Origin of the sequence: Acidaminococcus sp. AM33-14BH (genome assembly GCF_003603525.1) — a bacterium.
Classification (GTDB): Bacteria; Bacillota; Negativicutes; order Acidaminococcales; family Acidaminococcaceae; genus Acidaminococcus; species Acidaminococcus intestini.
Genome location: NZ_QTNG01000015.1, coordinates 1 through 19,652 on the forward strand (window position 1 = coordinate 1; position 19,652 = coordinate 19,652).

A 19,652-nucleotide genomic window follows, 5' to 3' on the forward strand; every position below is an offset into this window, starting at 1 on the left:
ATATTCAGTTCTCAAGGTTCGTTCCTCGCTGTCATCCTCATCGGTGACAGCTTGTATATCATATCACAGGATGAAGTTCTTGTCAATAACTTTTTTGAATTTCTTTTTTGAAATCCATGAAGCATTGGCTCGTTTTCCTGTGTCCTGCGTCATCGTGGGGCGTTTGCCTCACCGCTGACAGATAGATACTATACAGGATTTTCCCATAAATTGCAAGCACTTTTTTTCTTTTTTTGTAATTTTCTTTACATGTACTATATATTGATTTTCTTCTTTCCTTTTTTTCCATATCTTGAGATAGCAGTGTTCTTCGAGCACGTCTGAGATATGGGATTTTTTTATGAGTCACGCTCATTTCTCTTGCCAGGGCAGAATTGTTGGTCCATTCATACCTTTAGCCTTCTTAAACCAGGCAAATAAGGTTATTCCCGAATGGCCGTCAGCTTCCGATACGTCATCTGATGCGCCTTCATTTCTTCTGTCAGATTATCCAGCTTTGCCCCATGAGGCACGGGACGCCGCGTGTTTTCATCGATAGAAACAAAAGTTAGATAGGATTGGGCCGCAAGCTCTTTGGTATGAAGGAAACGAACTGTGACAAAAACGCCGAGGCTGGTTTTTCCCGCATCGACCACGGTGCCTGTGACGCTCACCGTTTCTCCTTTTTCCACTGACTTGACAAATTTCATTCCATTCATTCCAAAAAAGACCATATGGGGATGACCTAAAAATGCTTCAGCCGTCAAAAAACCGCCTTCAATCATAAAATTCGCACAGCTTCCCGCAAATAGGGTCCCCCTGGGATTGAGGTCTTTGGGCATGATCACATGATAGGTCGATAAAGTCTGATTCATGGCAATCTCCTTATTTAGTTTTAGGCCCATAGGCATTATCCCCTGCGTCTCCTTTCATGAAGAAGAGGGCTAGGAGAATCACAAAATAAAGAACAGGAATACAAAAGATAATGGCCCAAAGGCCGCTGTGGCCTAGGTCATGGAGACGGCGTACCCCCAAGGTAATCTGCATGATCAGTCCAATGAGGGAAAAAGCTGCCGCCACGGGAGGAACGAAGGAAAAGACAACGGAAATGATGCCTACCGTCACAAGCAGGAGCAGCCAGCGAACAAAAAAGGTGCTGCGAGAAATCCTTCCTTTCGTGGATAGATACATTTCCTGCCAGTTTTCTGTATTCGGAATGTTTTCCTTGATGTAGGAAACTGCACTTTTAGGTGCCTTTTCCTGCTGAAATTGACTTTTTTTCCCTTCTTCCGCCATGGAAAGGTTTTCTTTTTCTTTTTCAGGGGTGACCTCAGCTTTACTTTTTATCACGGCTTTGCCGCAATGGGGACAATACTGCGCCGTTTCTTCTATCATTTCGTGACAATATGGACATTCCACGGTCATTCGCTCCTTTTTCTTCTTGGGAAAAATGCTCCCTTGCGAAAGATTATAACACAGATTGTCGTCTTCCTTTTAGCGTTTTCCCCTTTTTCCATGCTATAATGGAACCATCACCATAAGGAGGTGCGCCATGAAGCATTTGATGGCCTGTACAGCCCTTTGCCTGATTTTAGGGGTTACCTTTCCTGCGGAGGCTCGTTGGAGCGTCCTTCAAAAGGATGAAAGGGGGACCCTCTCCTTCCATGTCGAGTCCCTAAAACTCCTTGATAAGGATCGTACCGTCCGCGTCTACGAACGCTGGCAGCCAAAAGATAGCAGTATATCAGGAACCGTCATGCACAATGAATACGACTTCCACCTGAAACAGTGGCGCACACGGAGCAAATTTACGGTCACGCCGTCAGGAAAGAAAGGGAAAGGAACCCGAAAAATCGGTCCATGGCAACCGCTTTCGGCCCTTACACCAACAATGACCCACGCCAGGTATTATCGAGATTATGCACAGCTAAACGGTCCCTGGACGTTCGTTAAGACCATTCCCCGCTTGGGTAGGAAATGGATCAATTCAAAAAGCATTCGAAAAACAGGAACGGAACGCTATGAAGTCTGGGAAAAGACGGAGTTACGCCGCAGCGTGGCAGGAACAAAAGTACTTCTTTCCCTGACTGAATATGACCTTAGAAAAGAAACGGCAGAAACCAAATACCTTTCAAACTTTGACACGTCAGGCTACATGACGAGCCATGCAGCCACCAAGGATCGTTGGAGCCGCAAGACCGATACATACGGGGAGTATATCGGTGACGCTGTCAAAAAACATTATGAGAAAAAAGAGATGTGAAGATGATCGTTCTTCACATCTCTTTTTTTCTTATTTTACAATGGAAAGTCCCGGCCCTTCAGGCGTTTTGATACCGGCTGCTTTCCGGATGCCGTCCCCAACATGTTCCAAATGCTCCATCATCATAGTCAGCATGTTGTAGATCAGGGATCCCTCCATTTTTTCCGGCATGATGAGACAGGCATCCAGGACCATACTGCCCCCTTGGTCAACATAGTGTTTAAAAGATTTATACGTATGGTTGAGGCGATTCATTTCTTCCAAAACAGCTGCCCGCTTTTCTCCTTTGACAACAGCCTGGTCAAGGAGGACTCGAAGCGTTACGAAAACGCTGTCATCCACGGTGACAATGAATGGATATTCCACGTTCCCTGCTTTGAGCCGGGAATGGAAGAGAACCGTATGGAGCTCATCCTTGGGAATTTCTTCCACACCAAAAGCACCGCTGTCCTTACTTTCAATGAATTTTTTAAAAGCCTCTGCTTTTGCATTTGCCATTTTTCCACGACCTCGCTATGTTATGCACAAAGATATACACAAGTTTTCCACAAAAATAGAAGACTTATCCACAAAATCTGTGGATAACCCTAGGGAGTCCCCCCTATATATAGGGGTAGGTATCTGTTCCTACCCCTACGATGAGGAACTTATCCACAATCCATCCACAGAAATTGTGGATTATTTTGCGTTCTCCGTTTCCTTTTCTTCATCGCTGACCGTATCCACAATGGCAAGGGCTGCGACCTTGTCTCCTTTTTCAAGATCCATCATCTTGACTCCTTGAGCATTGCGACTGTAGCTTGAAATGTCGGAGGCTTTCATGCGGATGATGATACCGGCTGCGGAAATGAGGAGAATATCGTGATGGTCGTTCACGAGTTTCGATCCGACGATGTCACCCGTCTTATTGGTCACCTTCAGGTTAATGATGCCCTTTCCGCCGCGTGTCTGAAGCCGGTACTCGGAAATATCGGTTCGCTTGCCCAGCCCCCCTTCCGTGACAGTCAGGACTTCTCCTGAATCACCTTCACAAGAATCCATGGAAACCAATACGTCGTGATGCCGCAAGGTGATGCCGCGGACGCCATGGGCTGTGCGTCCCATAGGACGGACATCAGATTCGTTGAAGCGGATGGCATAGCCGTCGCGCGTAGCAAGCAGGATATCATGATGACCGCTTGTGAGCTTGACATCGATGAGGTCTTCATCATCATCCAGGTTAATGGCAATAAGGCCTGCCCGACGTGCCGTCTTGAATTCACTGACGCTTGTCTTCTTTATGACACCCTTATTGGTTGCCATAAAGAGGAATTTGTTCTCATCTTCACTGATTCCCGTCTTAACGGCAATAATCGCGGTGATTTTCTCATTTTCCACAAGGGGCAGGAGGTTCCGGATAAAGGTGCCCTTGGCCTGACGGCCCGCTTCTGGAATTTCATAGCCTTTCTGACGATAGACACGTCCTTGGTTCGTAAAGAAGAGGATGTTGTCATGGGTCGAGGCCAAGAGGAGATGTTCAGAAAAGTCGCCAGTTACTTTGTTGTCTTCTTTCACAATTTTTCCGCTGCCCGCCTTGACGCCTCGGCCGCCGCGGTTCTGATTGCGGAAATTCGTCAGAGCCTGACGCTTGATATAGCTCTGGTGGCTGATGGTGATGACAATATCTTCCTCGGCAATAAGATCTTCCGCATCAATTTCACCAGCATCGGGCACAATGGAGGTGCGGCGGGGATCACCGAAGCGTTTCTTCACATCAAGAAAATCATCCTTGGCAATCCCCATGATCTTATGCTCATCGGCAAGGACACTTTCGAGATAGGCAATGGTCGCCATGACTTCCGTGTATTCATCTTCGATTTTCTTGCGTTCCAGACCTGTGAGGCGCTGGAGACGCATATCCAGGATAGCCTGGGCCTGTTTCTCGCTGAGGCCAAACTTTGAAATCAAGGAAGCCCGGGCAATCTCGGCCGTTGCACTGCTGCGGATGGTCGCAATAACCTCATCAAGATGATCGAGGGCAATCTTGAGTCCGGCCAGGATATGGGCCCTTTCCTTGGCTTTATTGAGTTCATACCGCGTCTTGCGGGTAATGACTTCTTTTTGGTGCTCCAAGTAGTAGACGAGGATTTCCTTGAGATTCAAGATCCGTGGATGACCTTTGACGAGTGCCAGCTGGATGATTCCGAAGGATTCCTGCATCTGCGTGTGCTTATAGAGCTTATTGAGCATGATTTCCGGAATGATGTCACTGCGCAGTTCAATCACGATACGCATACCCTTCCGGTCCGATTCATCGCGCAGGTCCGTAATGCCTTCCAAGGTCTTATCCTGCACCAAATGAGCAATACTCTCAATGAGGCGGGCTTTATTGACCTGATAAGGAATCTCGGTCACGACGATACGGTTCTTGTTTTTGGGCATAGGCTCTACATGAGCCTTGGCACGGACCTTGACAACCCCGCGGCCCGTCGTATAGGCCTGACGAATACCGCTGACACCAAGGATTTGGGCTCCTGTTGGAAAGTCCGGTCCCTTGATGGCGCCCATAAGATCTTCGATGGTTGCATCTGGATGATCGATAAGCATGACCAAGGCATCCACGACTTCCCCAAGGTTGTGGGGCGGAATGTTCGTTGCCATCCCAACGGCAATACCAGCAGAACCATTGATCAAAAGGGCTGGAACCTTCGAAGGCAGGACTGTCGGCTCCTTCAAAGATTCATCATAGTTCGGGATGAAATCGACCGTATCCTTTTCAATGTCGCGAAGCATCTCCACGGCAATCTTGCCCATACGGACTTCTGTATAACGCATAGCAGCCGGAGGATCCCCATCGATGGAACCAAAGTTCCCATGTCCATCCACCATGAGGTAGCGGGTCGAAAAATCCTGTGCAAGTCGCACGATGGCGTCATAAACAGAAGAATCCCCATGGGGATGATACTTACCAAGGACGTCACCGACAATACGGGCCGATTTCTTGTAAGCCTTGTTGGGAAGCATGCCGGCTTCATTCATGGCATATAGGATCCGCCGATGTACCGGTTTCAGGCCGTCCCGCACATCGGGCAGGGCGCGCTGCACAATGACACTCATGGCATAGTCGATATAGGATTTCTGCATTTCCTCTTCGACGTAGACCGGAATGACTTTGCCAGCTGTGATGGTTTGACCTTCATTTTGCTGATCGTCCACGTTGTCACGCATCCTTTCTTGCGGCCTTCCCCTTGGAAGGCCGTCCTTGCAATCTATCCATACCTGTCAGGACTGACTGACAGGGCATCTTATCTCAAAAATACCTCATAAACCTGTTTGCCAATGAGGAGGACCGTTACGATAAGGTAAAGGGTCCTGATAAAACCAACACCGCGGCTGATGGCAATCTTTGCCCCCAGATGGGCACCAATGATCTCACAAAGGGCCATGGGAATGGCATAGATGAAATAGACCTTGCCTAGAAAGAGAAAAGCCGCAATCCCACCTAAATTGCTCGCAAGATTCATGGCCTTGGCGTTGCCGGCTGCTGTCACAAAATTGTAGCCGAAATAAAGAAAACCAAAAATCAGGAAGGTTCCTGTCCCCGGTCCAAAAAATCCATCATAGGCGCCCAAAAAGAGAATCATGAAAAGAATTCCCGCAAGGTCCTTCGTGGAGAAGGACGCTATCTGGTCAGCGCCACCCCACTCCTTCTTAAAAAAGGTGTAGAGGGCTACAATGACGAGGGCAGCAATAACAATATAGCGCAGGAGCATTTCCGGAAGGGAGCTGGCAATCACAGCCCCAAGGACAGAACCAATGACGGAAAGAGGCATATAGCGCAGCATCCTGCGATCCACGCGTCCGCTTCGCATAAAAGTGGTGAAGCTCGTAATGGCCCCGACAACGGAAGCCATTTTGTTGGAACCTAGGGCATACGCCATAGGAAGGCCAGTCGCCATCCAGGCCGGCAGAGTGATCAGTCCGCCGCCGCCTACAATGGCATCGATGAAGGAGCCGACAAAGCCGGCGAGCATGAGGAATCCTAAATGGACCCAAGAAAATTCAATCATGGTTCCTACTCCTTATACGTCAGATAAAAACCTGCAATGCCAGCATGACACGAAGCTTGTGTTTTCCTGCCAGCCATCTTGTTGCTCACGGCATAAGGATTTTCGCTGGAGATCACGTCATGTTCAAGGGGCCAGCGAACACCGTCAATAGAAACCTCACAGACGGGGCTGAAAGGCAGCAAACTAAGTGCCTTAGGGAGCTTTTGGGCCTCAAAACTCAAACGATCGCCCTTTTCCAAAAAAACAAGCATCTCCCATTCATCAAGGAGTACGACGGGGGTCTTTGTCCTTTTCTGATACTGGAGAAGGGTCAGGAAATTCGCATAAAGGTGATCGGCCCGTCCCCCCCAGACGCCGCTTGCCAGCAGCGTCCCTACAGGGGGCATTTCCTTTAGGAGTAGGGAAAGATCCGTCGCATCCTTATTCACCAAATAAGTCATTACCTTGGTCCCATGCGCCTTGATTTTTTCCCAGCTTCCAGCGTGACCGCTGTCCCTGTCCCCACAGGCAAGGACGGGATAGAGCCCAGCCCGAACACAATACTCGACGCCTTTATCAGCTCCATAAAGGGGCAGGTCTCTCATAGCAGCAAGAAGCCAATTGGGATCAGGACCCCGACCGCCTGCAACAAGGCCGGCAAGGGGCAATTTTCCCCGCGAAAGGATCAGCTTTCCCTGCGGCAGCAGCAGCTCCATGGAAATCCTCCTTAGAAGTCCAGATTCGTTACTTTACCAGCATTTTCCTCAATGAACTGGCGGCGCGGTTCTACTTTATCGCCCATCAAGACGGAAAAGACAGAATCCGCTGAAGCGGCATCCTCCAGATGGACCTGCAGTACCGTCCGCTTGGAAGGATCCATGGTCGTTTCCCAGAGCTGTTCCGGGTTCATTTCGCCAAGCCCTTTGTAACGCTGGACATAAGGATTGTTCTGACGGCCCACCTCGTCAAGTTTCTTTTGCAGTTCATCGTCACTGTAAGCATACGTGTGGTTCTTGCCCGTACGAATGAGATAAAGGGGCGGCTGGGCAATAAAAACATTGCCATTTCGGATGAGGGGCTGCATGTATCGGTAGAAGAACGTCAAGAGCAGCGTCCTGATGTGGGCCCCATCGACATCAGCATCGGTCATGATGATGATCTTGCCGTAACGGATTTTACTGAGATCGAATTCATCGCCAATCCCGCAGCCAAAGGCCGTGATCATGGAGCGGATTTCATTGTTGTTCAGCATCTTGTCCAGGCGGGCCTTCTCCACGTTGAGGATTTTGCCGCGCAGGGGCAGGATGGCCTGGAAGGCACGGTCACGGCCCTGTTTGGCGCTGCCGCCAGCGGAGTCCCCTTCGACGATGTAGATTTCCGTTTCTTCCGCATTCTTACTGGAACAGTCCGCCAGTTTCCCCGGCAGGGAGCTTACTTCCAGCGCGCTCTTGCGCCGTGTCAGATCACGGGCCTTGCGGGCAGCCGCTCGGGCACGGCTTGAGAGAATGGCCTTTTCTACAATTTTCTTCGCCGTCGGTGCATTTTCCTCAAAGTACTCATTGAGGGCATCGCTCACCATATTGTCAACGATTCCGCGGACTTCGCTGTTGCCAAGCTTGGTCTTTGTCTGCCCTTCAAACTGCGGTTCCCGGACTTTCAAGCTGAGGACACAGGTCAGGCCTTCGCGGACGTCATCACCGGAAAGGTTTTCCTCGCTGTCCTTTAAGAGACCGTTCTTGCGGGCATAATCGTTGATGCTTCTCGTCAAGGCCTGTTTCAGACCGGCCAGATGAGTCCCACCTTCTTCTGTATTGATATTATTGACGAAGGTATAGATATTTTCTGTGTAGGCATCCGTATACTGCATGGCCACTTCCACGATGGTGTCCTGCCGTTCCCCTTCTACATAGATCGGCGTATTGAAGATGGCTTCCTTGCCCTTGTTGATATATTCAACAAAAGAAATGATTCCGCCTTCGTAGTGGAAGATTTCATCGGCACCGGAACGATCATCCTTCAGTTCAATCTTGACGCCCTTATTGAGAAAGGCCAGCTCCCGGATACGATGCTTCAGCGTTTCATAGCTGTAGACCGTTTCCGTAAAGATCGTGTCATCAGGCCAGAAATGGACGCTTGTTCCCGTATCCTTGGCATCACATTCCCCTTTTACATAAAGAGGACGAACGGTCTTACCCTTACTGAACTCAATGCCATAAATCTTGCCGTCTTTTTTGACCTCGACTTCCATGCGTCGGCTCAAAGCGTTGACACAGGAAACACCAACTCCATGAAGACCGCCGGAGACCTTATAACCGCCATCGCCAAATTTACCGCCAGCGTGCAGGATGGTCATAACAACTTCAATGGCCGGTTTGCCGATCTTATGCATTTCAACAGGAATCCCGCGCCCATTATCGACGACGGTGATGCTGTTATCTTCTCCGATTTCAACAAGGATATGGTCACAGTAACCGGCCAGGGCCTCATCGATAGAGTTATCGATGACTTCATAAACCAAATGATGGAGCCCACGGGCACTGATACTGCCGATATACATGCTTGGCCGTTTGCGAACGGCTTCGAGGCCCTCCAGGACTTGGATCTGCTCTGCCCCATATTCACCGTGGACGGCGATTTCCTCTTCTATCGTTTTCTCATTGTCTTTTTCAGTCATGGAAACCTCCCAAATTGTGTTTCTGTTAACGATTCATGAGCGTCTTGCTCGAAATACCGGAAAGGATGATCTTATCGCTCGTAACAATGCAGCTCGCCGGCGGATAGGCATCGGTCAGATCAAGGACCTTGGACGTACCCAGCTGCGGTTTCAAAAACAGCCGATAAAGATTCGTCCGCTTGTTGCGAATATCAAAGATGCCGATGATTTCGCTATTTTTTATAACGTAGTTGTTTCCCAGATGCAGGTACATAGGTCCGACGGCTCCTTTCTTTTTCGATGATGGCGTCGATTCGTTCATCTGACAGCTGTTCCGGAGAAAGGGAGCGGGTCAGCATGACGGCAAAAGCCTTATCAACGGACTTGGCCTGGGGATCCAGGGCCTTTCCCATGGCCCATTCCCCCAAAAGGGATTTGACGTCAGTAAATGTCATTTTATCACACTCAACAGCATGGCGACAATCTTCGTAGGAAATCCAAGGCGTTTTTTTTAGAACCTGATGGATCTTTTGACGGGTCGCTTCGGCTCTTTTGCGCCGACAGGCGCTGCAGATGGTTTCGCCTTCGATCAAAGGTACGCCGCAGCAGGGACAGCGCCGCGCCGCGTCAAGGTGAGGCATGAAAGGCCGCTCATTTTCCTTTGCTTCTGGAGCTTCTTCCAACACTCCATGGAACATCTTCAGGACCTTCACAGAAACAAGACGGCGTCCATTTTTTCGTGGCAGGGCCTTACCAATCGCAGCAAGCAGCTTGCCCTGCATGGTCAGGAAATTATGGGACCAACTAGGGTTATCCGTATGAATAAACAGGGTTGCGTGCTGAAGGCGGTAAGGCTGGGAATGACGGGCTGCCGCCTCCCCAACGATCAACGCCCAGTCTTTTCGAAGCCGGTAAAGAACATATTTTTCCTTGGCAAGATCCGTCTTGAGCGCTGCCATAATCAAACAATCAATGTCCTTCATGAGCATCTTCCTCCACCCAGCCGGAACGAACTTCGTAAAAGACCACATCACCACTGGAACGGGCCAAGGCGCGGTCATTGACCGTGAGAAGGGTCTGAACCTTACCGCCCATGCCATCAAGGAGCATGCGGCGGCGCCCTTCGTCAAGCTCACTGAGCACATCGTCAAGAAGCAGGATAGGATACTCTTCCTTGCTGTGAAAAATGAATTCCAGTTCCGAAAGTTTAAGTGCCAGGGCCGCTGTCCGCTGCTGACCTTGGGACCCAAAGGAACGCAGGGGCCGGCCCTCCTGCAGGATTTCGAGATCATCCCGATGCGGTCCCATACTGGTATATCCCCTCACGTAATCAAGACGATGCCGCTTTTTCAGTTCTTCTTGGTAAAATGCCTGCCACTCAGAAAGAGAAAGCCCCTTGGGAGGAACCCCCTCCCCATCCGACCGTTTCTGCAGATAGGATAGGGTCATCTTCTCACGGTCCTGAGTAATGGTTCCATAGACAAGCCCTGCAGCCCGTTCAATTTCTTCCATGGCTTTCAGCCGTTCGAATACGATGACCGCGGCACTTCGAGAGAGCGCTTCATCCCATACAAAAAGCTGACCTTCATCCAATTTTTCCTGGTCGCGGCAATGGCGCAGGAAACGATTTCGCTGCTGCAGGACTCGATTGTAATTTTGCAGGGCTTCATAGTAAAACCGGCTTGTCTGGGCAATTTCCATATCGAGGAAACGTCGCCGCAGGGAAGGGTCCCCCTTGACAAGCTGCAGATCATCCGGCGTGAAAAGAACCAGATTCAAAGAACCATAGTGCTCCTTTGGAGAAATGGGAGTACCATTTCGTTGGGCCTGTTTGCGGGTCCTTTTCCCTTCCTGGATCCGTTTGACAAGGAGCCGATTTTCCCCATAGCGGTCACAGTAAGTCACTTCTGCCGCACAATCAGTCTCACCAAATTTCACCAATTCCTCATCATGACGGCTGCGAAACGAAAACCCCATCGCCGCATAATAGAGCCCCTCCAAAAGATTGGTCTTGCCTTGGGCATTGCGGCCATAGATGACCGTCAAGTCATGGGATAGGTTCATCGTAAGGTCCCCATAATTGCGAAAATGATGGAGACGCAGTGACGAAAGTCTCATGCTGCTTAGAAAATTACGCGCACAGGCGTAATGATATAGGTGTAGGAAGGATCATCAACGGGCATCATACGGGCAGGTGAAAGGGAGGAATTGGTTTCAAGGACCACTTGATCACAGGAAATGTTCTTGCAGAAATCCATCAGATACTTGGAGTTAAAGGCAATATTGAGCGGCAGTTCTTCTCCTGTCGTTACGCCTTCCATGATTTCCATGCCTTGCCCGCGGTCGCTGGCTGCACTGGAAAGGATCACCCGATCGGCTTCGATGTTGAGACGGATGATGTTGTATTCCCCTTGTGCAAAAAGGGAAACTCGCTGAATGGCCCGTTCCAGATCCTGGCGATTGAGAACCGACCGATTCTTGAAAGACGGAGGAATCGGTCTTGAATAATCAGGAAAAGTTCCTTCGATGAGACTAGATACAAGGCTGAGGCTTCCCATACGGACCAAGATCTTGCTGTCTTTTTGGATGATGGCTACATCTTCCGGCAGCTCCCCAGTCAGGTTATTGGCAATTTCCTTAAGGACGCGGGCCGGAATGAGCAGGGAATACTCGCTGTCGTCAGCCGTTTCTGGATCAGCCGACTTGATGGCCAGACGATGTGTATTGGTTCCGACACAAGTGATGTGCTGCCCTTTTTTCTCCATGAAGACGCCCGTAAAAAGAGGCCGTGATTCATCAGTAGAACAAGCATAGACGGTTTGACGGATGAGCTGTCCCAGCAGATCTTCGGGCAAGGTCAGGATCCGTTCTCCTTCAAATTCAGGAAAAGACGGATAATCGTCACTTCCAATCAGGGGAATATGATAAGTACCCGTTTCACTAGTAAGCGTCAGTTCCTGGGTGCCTTCTTTTTGGGTCAACGTGAGAATGTCCGTAGAAAACTTGGCCAAAAGATCCCCTAAGGATTGTGCAGGAACAAGGATGACTCCGTCTTCATTGCCATTGACTTCCAAAACCTTTTTCATGCTGAAGTTGACATCCATAGCAACAAGTTCCAAAGTGTTGCCGTTTAGGCTCATATGGATACCAGAAAAAATAGGTGCGTTGGGGCTTGAGGAAATTGCTTTTTTAACGGTATTGACAGCTTTGGCAAGCTGGGCACTTTCACAGGAAAACTGCATGAGAAAACCTCCTTTAAGTGAGAACTCTAAAATATTAAAAGATAGCCGCCTTAGTAGTAGGGGCTGTGAATTTGTTCAAAAATCCTGAAATCCTTGATGTGGCCGTCTATTTCGCTGTTGATAAAGGTGTGGGAAAGTTGTTGATGGCTATCCACAAGTCCACAGGATTTTGGGGAAAAGAAGTTATAAACAGATTCATCCACAGTTTTTCCACAAAGTTATCCACGACCTGTGCATAATTCTGTGGATGATTATTAATTGAAGGAAATTAAAAAGATCAGCCTTTCAGATGAGTGATATGCTTTTCGATTTCCTTGGCAAATTCGGTCTTTTCCTTGCTCTTGGAAAGAATCTTGTCACAGGCGTGAAGGACTGTTGTGTGGTCACGGCCGCCAAAGGATTCGCCAATACGGGGTAGGGAAAGGTCCGTCAGGGTTCGTGCCAGATACATACCAATCTGACGGGGCAGGGTGATATTAGCTGTTCGTTTCTTGGAAAGCAGGTCATTCAAGGTGATGTTGTAATACGATGCAATGTACTGCTGGATGGCTTCAATGGTAATAGTCCTTGAAACCGGTGTTAGATTGAGATCCTTGAGGGCTTCGATGGCAAGTTCTTCCGTAATGGGTTCATTGGAAAATTGAGAATAGGCTCGAACCTTGGTATAGGCGCCTTCCAGTTCCCGGATGTTGGTGGAAATATTGCTGGCAATTAGGTTTGTTACGCTGTCTGGTACGCTGATATGATCCTTGAGGGCCATGTTCTTCAAGATGGCAATCCTCGTTTCAAGGTCCGGCGGCTGGATATCCGCAATAAGTCCCCACGTAAATCGGCTTTTGAGGCGCTCTTCCAGTGTATCCAGTTCCGATGGTTTGCGGTCACTGGAAATGATGATCTGTTTTTCTGCTTTGTAGAGTGTTTCGAAGGTATGGAAGAATTCTTCCTGCGTCGATTCCTTTTTTCTCAAAAACTGGATATCGTCAATGAGCAGGACATCGATGTTGCGGTATTTATTGCGAAAGGCTTCTGTTGCATTGTTCTGGATGGAATTGATCAGTTCATTGGTGAAAGTCTCACTGGATGTATAAAGGATCTTCATTTCCGGATGGTCCTGGTGAATCTTGTTGCCTATGGCATTCATGAGGTGCGTCTTGCCAAGTCCTGAATCGCTGTAAAGAAAAAGCGGGTTATAGACCTTGGCCGGCGCTTCGGCAACGGCTTTTGAAGCGGCATGGGCAAAGCGATTGGAATTGCCGATGACGAAGTTTTCAAAGACGTATTTAGGAGACAGGTTGGAAGAAAAATCCTGACGCGGTCCCTTTTTGGGAATGAGGGGCTCCTTTGCTTTGGGTGCTGCAGCCCCGTGGCCAGGAAAAAGATCCTCTTCTTTATTTGCCAGGTCAGGACGAATCTCTACATCAAGGGTCATGGGCCGATTGAACTGACTTTTAAGGAATGCCTCAATAGGCTCTTTATAATTATTTATGATCCACTCTTTGGTGAAATCATTCATTACGTCAAGGAGCAGCGTATCTTCTGTAAGGGAACGCGGAACGGCCTGAGAAAGCCATTTTTTGCATCCCGACATCTTAGGAATAGACTGATCCCCATTTAGAAGGGTCTCCCATAAGGAAGAAAGGACGTCATTCTCCATAAGTAAACCACCTTTATCATCATTTTCTCGAATCCATATTATAGCATATTCGGGGTGAACTTTGGGGAGGAACTTTGCCAACCTGTGGAAAACATTGTGGACATGTGGATAACTTTTTAAGTTATGTAAAACAAAAAGATAAAAAAGACCGAAATCAAGGGAATACTGACTTTGTGCACAAGAAAAAAGCTTATGCACAGAAAGTTATCCACAGGTGTGTATAACTTTGGGGAAAAGTATGAAAAAATCAATGGTTTTAGCATGTTCCCGAATATATGTTTTGTATATAATTTACATGAAGGTGAAAAGGGATAGTCAGGGCCTCGTTTTTGTGAAATGGACAGAAACAACATTTTGGTAAGATATTCTATTTTTATATGATGATTTTGTATCGCATAATAGATGAGGAAAACGAAAAGGAAAAGGAGAAAAGAAAAGGTTCTTTTCTGTGTATAAATCGTTAATGTTCGGAAATGGGAAAATTTCCCCTTTATGTGAGGAAACATCCCTATTTTCCTATGGAAATGCCTATTACTCTGTCTGTGGATAAAAAATAAGGTTTTTCTGCTTTTTCCACAGGCAAGAAGAAAAAGACCGGACTTATACACAGTTATCCACAGCTTTTAACGGTTATCCCCAGAAGTTTGTGGAAAACTTTCAAGCCCTGTCCCCGTGGGCAAATTGAAATAGATAAAGTAGGAATCACGGTGGAAAAAGGCTGGGCCTTGTGGAAAAAAGAGGACTTATACACAGCTTTTTGAAAACAGCCTGTGTATAAGTCCGGTGGATGAAAGGAAAAAGGAGGGAATTGTTCGGGAAATGCATTCTTTTTCTTAAAATGGTAAAAAAAAGCCGCCCTATTGGCGGCAACACATTTTTTGAAGTGGAGCGGGCAATGGGAATCGAACCCACCTCTAAAGCTTGGGAAGCTTTCATTCTACCAATGAACTATGCCCGCATAACAACACTATTTTACCAAAGAAAGCGGTGTTTGTAAAGGGAAAAGCAAGAGGAATCTTAGGATGATTTCAAAAGGTTCACTTGATGCTATAATGAAAAAAAATTCAAAGGAGGCTTTTCCAATGAAAGATAAAATGATTCTGGCCCTTTTGCTGGGAATTATTTCCTTTAGTGGCAATGCGTTTGCTGCAGTAAAACCAACTGAGGCCATACCCAGCAAGATCCTTGATGTCACGCTTACGAGAAATAAGATCACTTCCATTCCTGACGTGGTCTATGAGCAGGTCCCTCAGCGGGGATATCCTAGCAGAGCGATGAAAATGGACTTATTCATTCCTGAGACGAAGGATAAAAAGCCACTCATTCTTTACATTCCAGGCGGCGGCTTCATCTCGGCCAATAAGAACAACATGCCACAGCTCGTGAACCATTTGGCAGAACAGGGCTATGTCGTGGCCGCGGTTGAGTACCGTGTGGCACCTACGGTCAAATTCCCTGCTCCTTTGGAAGATATCAAGGCGGCCCTGCGCTTTCTAAGGGCCCATCAAGACCAGTATGGCATTGATCCCCAGCGGGTCGGCGTCGTTGGCGGCAGTGCCGGTGGTTATTTAACCGCTCTCATGGCAACGACCAGCGGCAGCAGGGAATTTGATAAGGGAGATTATCTTCATGAAAAAAGTGATATCACCTGTGCTGTTGACCTGTATGGTCTTTCCGATTTGACCCGGATTGGGGCTGATTATTCCAAACAGGTACAGGCCCTTCATGCTTCCAGTGGCGCTACAGAAGCCCTGTGGGTCAATGGAAGCGGTGTTTTTGGCGGCAAGGATGGCGGTATTTCTGCCGATCAAAAGGCCGCACAGCGGGCTAATCCCATTACATACATTTCTTCGACCTCGGCTCCTTTGATGCTCATGCATGGCACGGCCGATACGGTAGTTTCGCCCAGTCAGACAGATATCCTTTTTCAAGCCCTCCAGAAAAAGAAGATTCCCAGTGAGCGCTATCTAGTTCCCCATGCGCCTCATGGCGGCGTCTACTGGATCCAGCCCAAGGTACTTGAAACGATTACCGCTTATTTTGACCGCTATCTCAAAGGCTAAGCGACGGCAGAAAAAAAGGCTGTGAAAAATGACGGTATCTGGATTCCCTTCATTTCCTCACAGCCTCTTTTGTTGTTCCAGTCGTTGACGAAAGTCTATCGTGCGGTGCGGGGAATCTTCTCCCTAAAAAATAAAGGAAAAAGCAGCGTCAAACCGCAATGAATGGATGTCTGCCCCGCCTTTTGCGTCGGAGTTCCTTTGCCTTATTTTCGCTTTAAGCCTGTCATCATCGTAAGGGAAAAGAAAAGAACGGTCAGCCAAGCAAATGTTTTATGTGCTTTCATCATGGGCCTCCTTTATCAAACAATCCTTTTCCCTAGTTTACTATGACAAACTCACACTTGTCAAAAGCAAAAAAGAACCTGTATTTTGGGAAGGGAGTGTCCCACGGGGCGGGACTTTATGATATAATGCTACTTTACATAAGCGTGTTTTTATGATTGGAAAGGGGTAAGTCATGGCTGAATTGAATTTACTGCAAAAAAAGATTCTCGCTGACGGTATCATCAAGAGTGGGGATGTCCTCAAGGTGGACAGCTTCCTGAATCATCAGATCGATGTTCCTTTTATCAGCGAACTGGGGAAAATCTTCAAGAAACTCTTTGCCAGCCGTCCAGTTACAAAAATCCTCACCATTGAGGCATCGGGCATTGGGATTGCTTGTCTGACAGCAATCCATATGGGTGTACCAGTGGTCTTTGCTAAAAAATCAGCGGGCAGCAACATGGATGCCGATGTATACAGCACGGAAATCAAGTCCTTCACCCATAATAAAACAAATCATGTCATTGTTTCCAAAAAATATCTCAACGGCGGAGATCATATCCTTATCATCGATGATTTTCTTGCCAATGGCTGTGCCGTTGAAGGATTGATGGACCTTGTCGACCAAGCTGGCGGGACTGTCGAAGGGGTTGGTATCTGTATTGAAAAAGGATTCCAAGGAGGCGGTGATGCCCTGCGGAAAAAAGGCGTCAATCTCAAGAGCCTTGCTATCATTGAAAAAATGGATGCCAAGACGGGAACCATTGTGTTCCGCTGATGAAGGAGGCTGCTGATGGATAGAGAAAAAGATCCAATCTACGAACTGGATGGAAAGATTTCCTTTGAAAAAGCGATTCCTTTTGGGCTCCAGCATGTCCTTGCCATGTTTGTTGCCAATATTGCTCCGATCCTGATTGTAGCGGGTGCTGTCAAATTATCTACAGAGGAAACGGGTGCTCTTGTCCAGGCAGCCATGATCATTGCCGGGATTGGTTCCCTTTTTCAGCTCTATCCGCTAGGGCCCCTGGGTTCAGGACTTCCCATCATCATGGGAATCAGTTTCACTTTTGTCTCTACCTTCTGCGTCATTGGTGCTAAATATGGTTATGGTGCTGTTTTGGGCGCGGCCCTTGTAGGCGGCCTTCTTGAAGGTCTTATTGGAATGGGGGCTAAGTACTGGCGCCGATTCATTCCTCCTATTGTTTCGGCCAGTGTCGTCACGGCCATCGGGTTTTCCCTCTTAGGTATTGGAGCCAACTCTTTTGGCGGCGGCTTTGGCAATCCTCATTTCGGGGAACCCAAATTCCTCATCGTAGGGACCATTACCCTTCTCAGCTGTCTTATCTTCAATATCAAGGCCAAACATTTTTATAAGCAGCTTTCTGTTCTGTTTGGTCTTGTTGTAGGGTATATTGCAGCTGCTTTTCTTGGCATGGTGGATTTATCAAGGATGACTCAGGTGGGACTTTTTTCCCTGCCGATGCCGCTTCCCTATGCTTTGGAATTTCGACCTGATGCCATTTTTTCTGTATTCCTTATTTTCCTTGTCTCTGCTACGGAAACCTTAGGGGATACTTCGGCCCTAGCTGCCATGGGCATGGGAAGGGATGCGTCAGATGGTGAAATCCGAGGATCCATTGCCGTTGACGGGTTTATTAGTTCCTTGTCCAGTCTTTTTGGCTGCCTTCCCATTACGTCCTTCAGCCAGAATGTCGGTCTTGTCGCCATGACCCATGTTGTTAATCGTAAGGCCATTGCCAGCGGCGCCCTGATCATGATCCTTGCTGGCCTTTTCCCTGCTTTTGGAGTTATCTTGGCCTCCCTTCCTGACGCTGTTCTTGGTGGATGTACTCTTATGATGTTTGGCTCCATTGTCGTCAGCGGCGTTCGGATGCTTGCCGGCTGTGGTTTTACTCAGCGCAATATGAGCATTGCGGCGCTTTCTCTTTCCATTGGAATTGGTTTTACGCAAACGCCAGCTATTTTTAAGATGTTTCCGACAATCATCAAGTCCGTCTTTGCTGAAAACTGTGTGGCCGTTGTCTTTGTTGTTGCTTTTGCGCTGAATCTCATCTTCCCCAGTGAACTTGAAATGGAAAAAATGAATCAGTAACTCCCAGAAAGGAATGGAACCATGGACTTAGGTGATCTGCTAACCTTGCAGGGGACCCTTTTCCTCTTGATGCTTCTTGGCGCTTATTTGACCAAAAAAGGAGTCATTACCAAAGAAGGAAAGCGCTGTCTGACGGATCTTGTTGTCTATGTGATCCTTCCCTGTACAATCTTTAAGTCCTGTTTTGTCGATACGGGGACCAATTTTGCAGCTGTTGGTGCCCTTTTGCTTTTGCTTTCCCTTGTCATTGAAGTGGGGTCCTTATTCTTTAACCAAGTGCTTTATCGGCGTTACAGCGGGGAGAAACGCAAGGTTCTTCAATATGGGACGCTCGTTCCCAACAGCGGTTTTTTGGGTACGCCAATTGCAGAGGGAGTCTATCATGATCTAGGGGTCCTTTATGCCGCGATTTTTCTGATTCCTGTCCGTATTTTCATGTGGTCTTTTGGAACAAGTTATTTCATGGCCCAGGAAGGCATGAGCAAAAAGGAGTTATGCCGAAAGGTTATTACCCATCCCTGCCTCATTGCTGTTTTTCTGAGCCTTGCTGTCATGATTTTGAGAATCAACCTGCCAAGCGTCCTTAAGGTGACCGTTCTTGCTATCAGTAAATGTAATTCTGCCATTGCTATGTTTGTTGTGGGAACGGTCCTTGCAGAAGCTCCCACGTGGAAAATCTTTGATCTTGATACGGTTTATTACTGCGTAATCCGGCTTATTTTCCTGCCTTTATTAACCTTATTTCTGGGACGCGTTATGGGATTATCCGGTGCCAGTCTGGGTGTCGCTGTCCTTATGATGGGCATGCCAGCCGGAGCGACGACATCGATTTTTCCTTCCCTTTATGGCGGTGACGCACGCCTGGGGACTAGCTGTGTCATTCTTTCTGTTCTTCTTTCCATGGTAACTCTTCCTCTTTGGATTTATCTCGTCCATTTATCTTAATCCGCCAGAAGATTCCCTTCTTTAAGGTAGGAAATGAATGGCAGGTGACTGCGTGGAATCGATGCCCACGGAAGCCATAAATCCACCGTGGATAGTCTTGGTGATGCTCATTTTTATTATATAATCAGCATATAATAAAAATGGGTTCTTCACGGAAATTTGTGGGGTCATAGACAGATGGATATTGAAAAAGGACATCAAATTCTCCAAAATATAAGGTGGCTAAACCCAAGTAAAGGAGAATTGAGATGTCCTCTATTTAGTACATTATTTAAGCAGACCTGTTTTGTCAAGACCCCGATTACCTTGTTGGGCTCCCCGAAGATCCTTTAGACGATTCCACGGTATGGGTGGTTACCAGGTAGAAACGCCATACCGATTTTCTCTGCTCTCACTGCGGGGAGCCGATGCATATCTATGGCACGTACCGAACCCGCCTAAGGACGGT

The 19,652-nt window shown here is 47.8% G+C and carries 17 protein-coding genes and 1 tRNA gene; 5 read left to right on the forward strand and 13 right to left on the reverse strand.

Translation table 11 applies throughout. The annotated features are described in order from the left end of the window. Positions 1-422: 422 nt before the first annotated feature. A complete protein-coding gene (locus DW817_RS09650; protein ID WP_243634120.1) occupies positions 423-854 on the reverse strand; it encodes an acyl-CoA thioesterase in 432 nt (143 codons plus the stop codon). Between the two features lie 10 nt (positions 855-864). Then, positions 865-1,404 (reverse strand): DUF805 domain-containing protein, encoded by a 540-nt coding sequence (locus tag DW817_RS09655; RefSeq protein ID WP_021736720.1) that lies wholly within the window; start codon positions 1,402-1,404, stop codon positions 865-867. Positions 1,405-1,531: 127 nt separating this feature from the next. On the opposite strand from DW817_RS09655, the gene DW817_RS09660 reads away from it, so the two are divergent. Beyond that, positions 1,532-2,242 (forward strand): hypothetical protein, encoded by a 711-nt coding sequence (locus DW817_RS09660; RefSeq protein ID WP_120112318.1) that lies wholly within the window; start codon positions 1,532-1,534, stop codon positions 2,240-2,242. Between the two features lie 30 nt (positions 2,243-2,272). Here DW817_RS09660 and DW817_RS09665 read toward each other — a convergent pair whose 3' ends face one another. The 11 genes from DW817_RS09665 to DW817_RS09720 all read right to left on the reverse strand — a co-directional run bounded on the left by DW817_RS09665 (position 2,273) and on the right by DW817_RS09720 (position 14,777). After that, the gene (locus DW817_RS09665) at positions 2,273-2,740 is read right to left on the reverse strand and encodes a YbjN domain-containing protein (RefSeq protein WP_009014978.1); all 468 of its coding nucleotides are present in this window, start codon (positions 2,738-2,740) and stop codon (positions 2,273-2,275) included. 180 nt (positions 2,741-2,920) lie between these two features. Continuing rightward, positions 2,921-5,449: a DNA gyrase subunit A gene (gene gyrA, locus DW817_RS09670; protein ID WP_022227510.1), complete on the reverse strand. Its 2,529-nt coding sequence runs from the start codon at positions 5,447-5,449 to the stop codon at positions 2,921-2,923. Between the two features lie 77 nt (positions 5,450-5,526). Beyond that, the gene (locus DW817_RS09675; RefSeq protein ID WP_009014980.1) at positions 5,527-6,291 is read right to left on the reverse strand and encodes a TSUP family transporter; all 765 of its coding nucleotides are present in this window, start codon (positions 6,289-6,291) and stop codon (positions 5,527-5,529) included. A gap of 5 nt (positions 6,292-6,296) precedes the next feature. Further along, positions 6,297-6,986, reverse strand: a complete 690-nt coding sequence (locus tag DW817_RS09680) for a thiamine diphosphokinase (RefSeq protein WP_009014981.1) — start codon at positions 6,984-6,986, stop codon at positions 6,297-6,299. A gap of 11 nt (positions 6,987-6,997) precedes the next feature. Further along, on the reverse strand, positions 6,998-8,944 hold the full coding sequence (gene gyrB, locus DW817_RS09685; RefSeq protein WP_009014982.1) for a DNA topoisomerase (ATP-hydrolyzing) subunit B: 1,947 nt from the start codon (positions 8,942-8,944) through the stop codon (positions 6,998-7,000). 25 nt (positions 8,945-8,969) lie between these two features. Next, positions 8,970-9,197 (reverse strand): extracellular matrix regulator RemB, encoded by a 228-nt coding sequence (remB, locus tag DW817_RS09690; protein WP_014127986.1) that lies wholly within the window; start codon positions 9,195-9,197, stop codon positions 8,970-8,972. Further along, on the reverse strand, positions 9,157-9,906 hold the full coding sequence (locus DW817_RS09695; RefSeq protein WP_009014984.1) for a DciA family protein: 750 nt from the start codon (positions 9,904-9,906) through the stop codon (positions 9,157-9,159). The genes remB and DW817_RS09695 overlap by 41 nt, the downstream gene beginning before the upstream one ends. Beyond that, entirely contained in the window at positions 9,893-11,041 is a 1,149-nt protein-coding gene (recF, locus tag DW817_RS09700) for a DNA replication/repair protein RecF (protein ID WP_014127984.1), read from the reverse strand. Before recF ends, DW817_RS09695 begins: the two co-directional genes overlap by 14 nt. Positions 11,042-11,046: 5 nt before the next feature. Next, positions 11,047-12,165, reverse strand: coding sequence for a DNA polymerase III subunit beta (dnaN, locus tag DW817_RS09705; RefSeq protein ID WP_009014986.1), 1,119 nt, complete (start codon positions 12,163-12,165; stop codon positions 11,047-11,049). Between the two features lie 277 nt (positions 12,166-12,442). Continuing rightward, positions 12,443-13,819, reverse strand: coding sequence for a chromosomal replication initiator protein DnaA (gene dnaA, locus DW817_RS09710; RefSeq protein WP_009014987.1), 1,377 nt, complete (start codon positions 13,817-13,819; stop codon positions 12,443-12,445). 884 nt (positions 13,820-14,703) lie between these two features. Continuing rightward, positions 14,704-14,777: transfer RNA gene (locus DW817_RS09720), tRNA-Gly, on the reverse strand. A gap of 124 nt (positions 14,778-14,901) precedes the next feature. Here DW817_RS09720 and DW817_RS09725 point away from each other — a divergent pair. The 4 genes from DW817_RS09725 (at position 14,902) to DW817_RS09740 (ending at position 19,204) form a co-directional block, all read left to right on the forward strand. After that, on the forward strand, positions 14,902-15,882 hold the full coding sequence (locus DW817_RS09725; protein ID WP_021736716.1) for an alpha/beta hydrolase: 981 nt from the start codon (positions 14,902-14,904) through the stop codon (positions 15,880-15,882). Positions 15,883-16,339: 457 nt separating this feature from the next. Beyond that, positions 16,340-16,924: a xanthine phosphoribosyltransferase gene (locus DW817_RS09730; protein WP_009014990.1), complete on the forward strand. Its 585-nt coding sequence runs from the start codon at positions 16,340-16,342 to the stop codon at positions 16,922-16,924. A 15-nt stretch (positions 16,925-16,939) separates the two neighbouring features. Then, positions 16,940-18,259, forward strand: a complete 1,320-nt coding sequence (locus DW817_RS09735) for a uracil-xanthine permease family protein (RefSeq protein ID WP_009014991.1) — start codon at positions 16,940-16,942, stop codon at positions 18,257-18,259. 21 nt (positions 18,260-18,280) lie between these two features. Beyond that, complete coding sequence (locus DW817_RS09740; protein WP_021736702.1) at positions 18,281-19,204, forward strand: AEC family transporter; 924 nt, start codon at positions 18,281-18,283, stop codon at positions 19,202-19,204. The last annotated feature ends 448 nt before the right edge of the window (positions 19,205-19,652 follow it).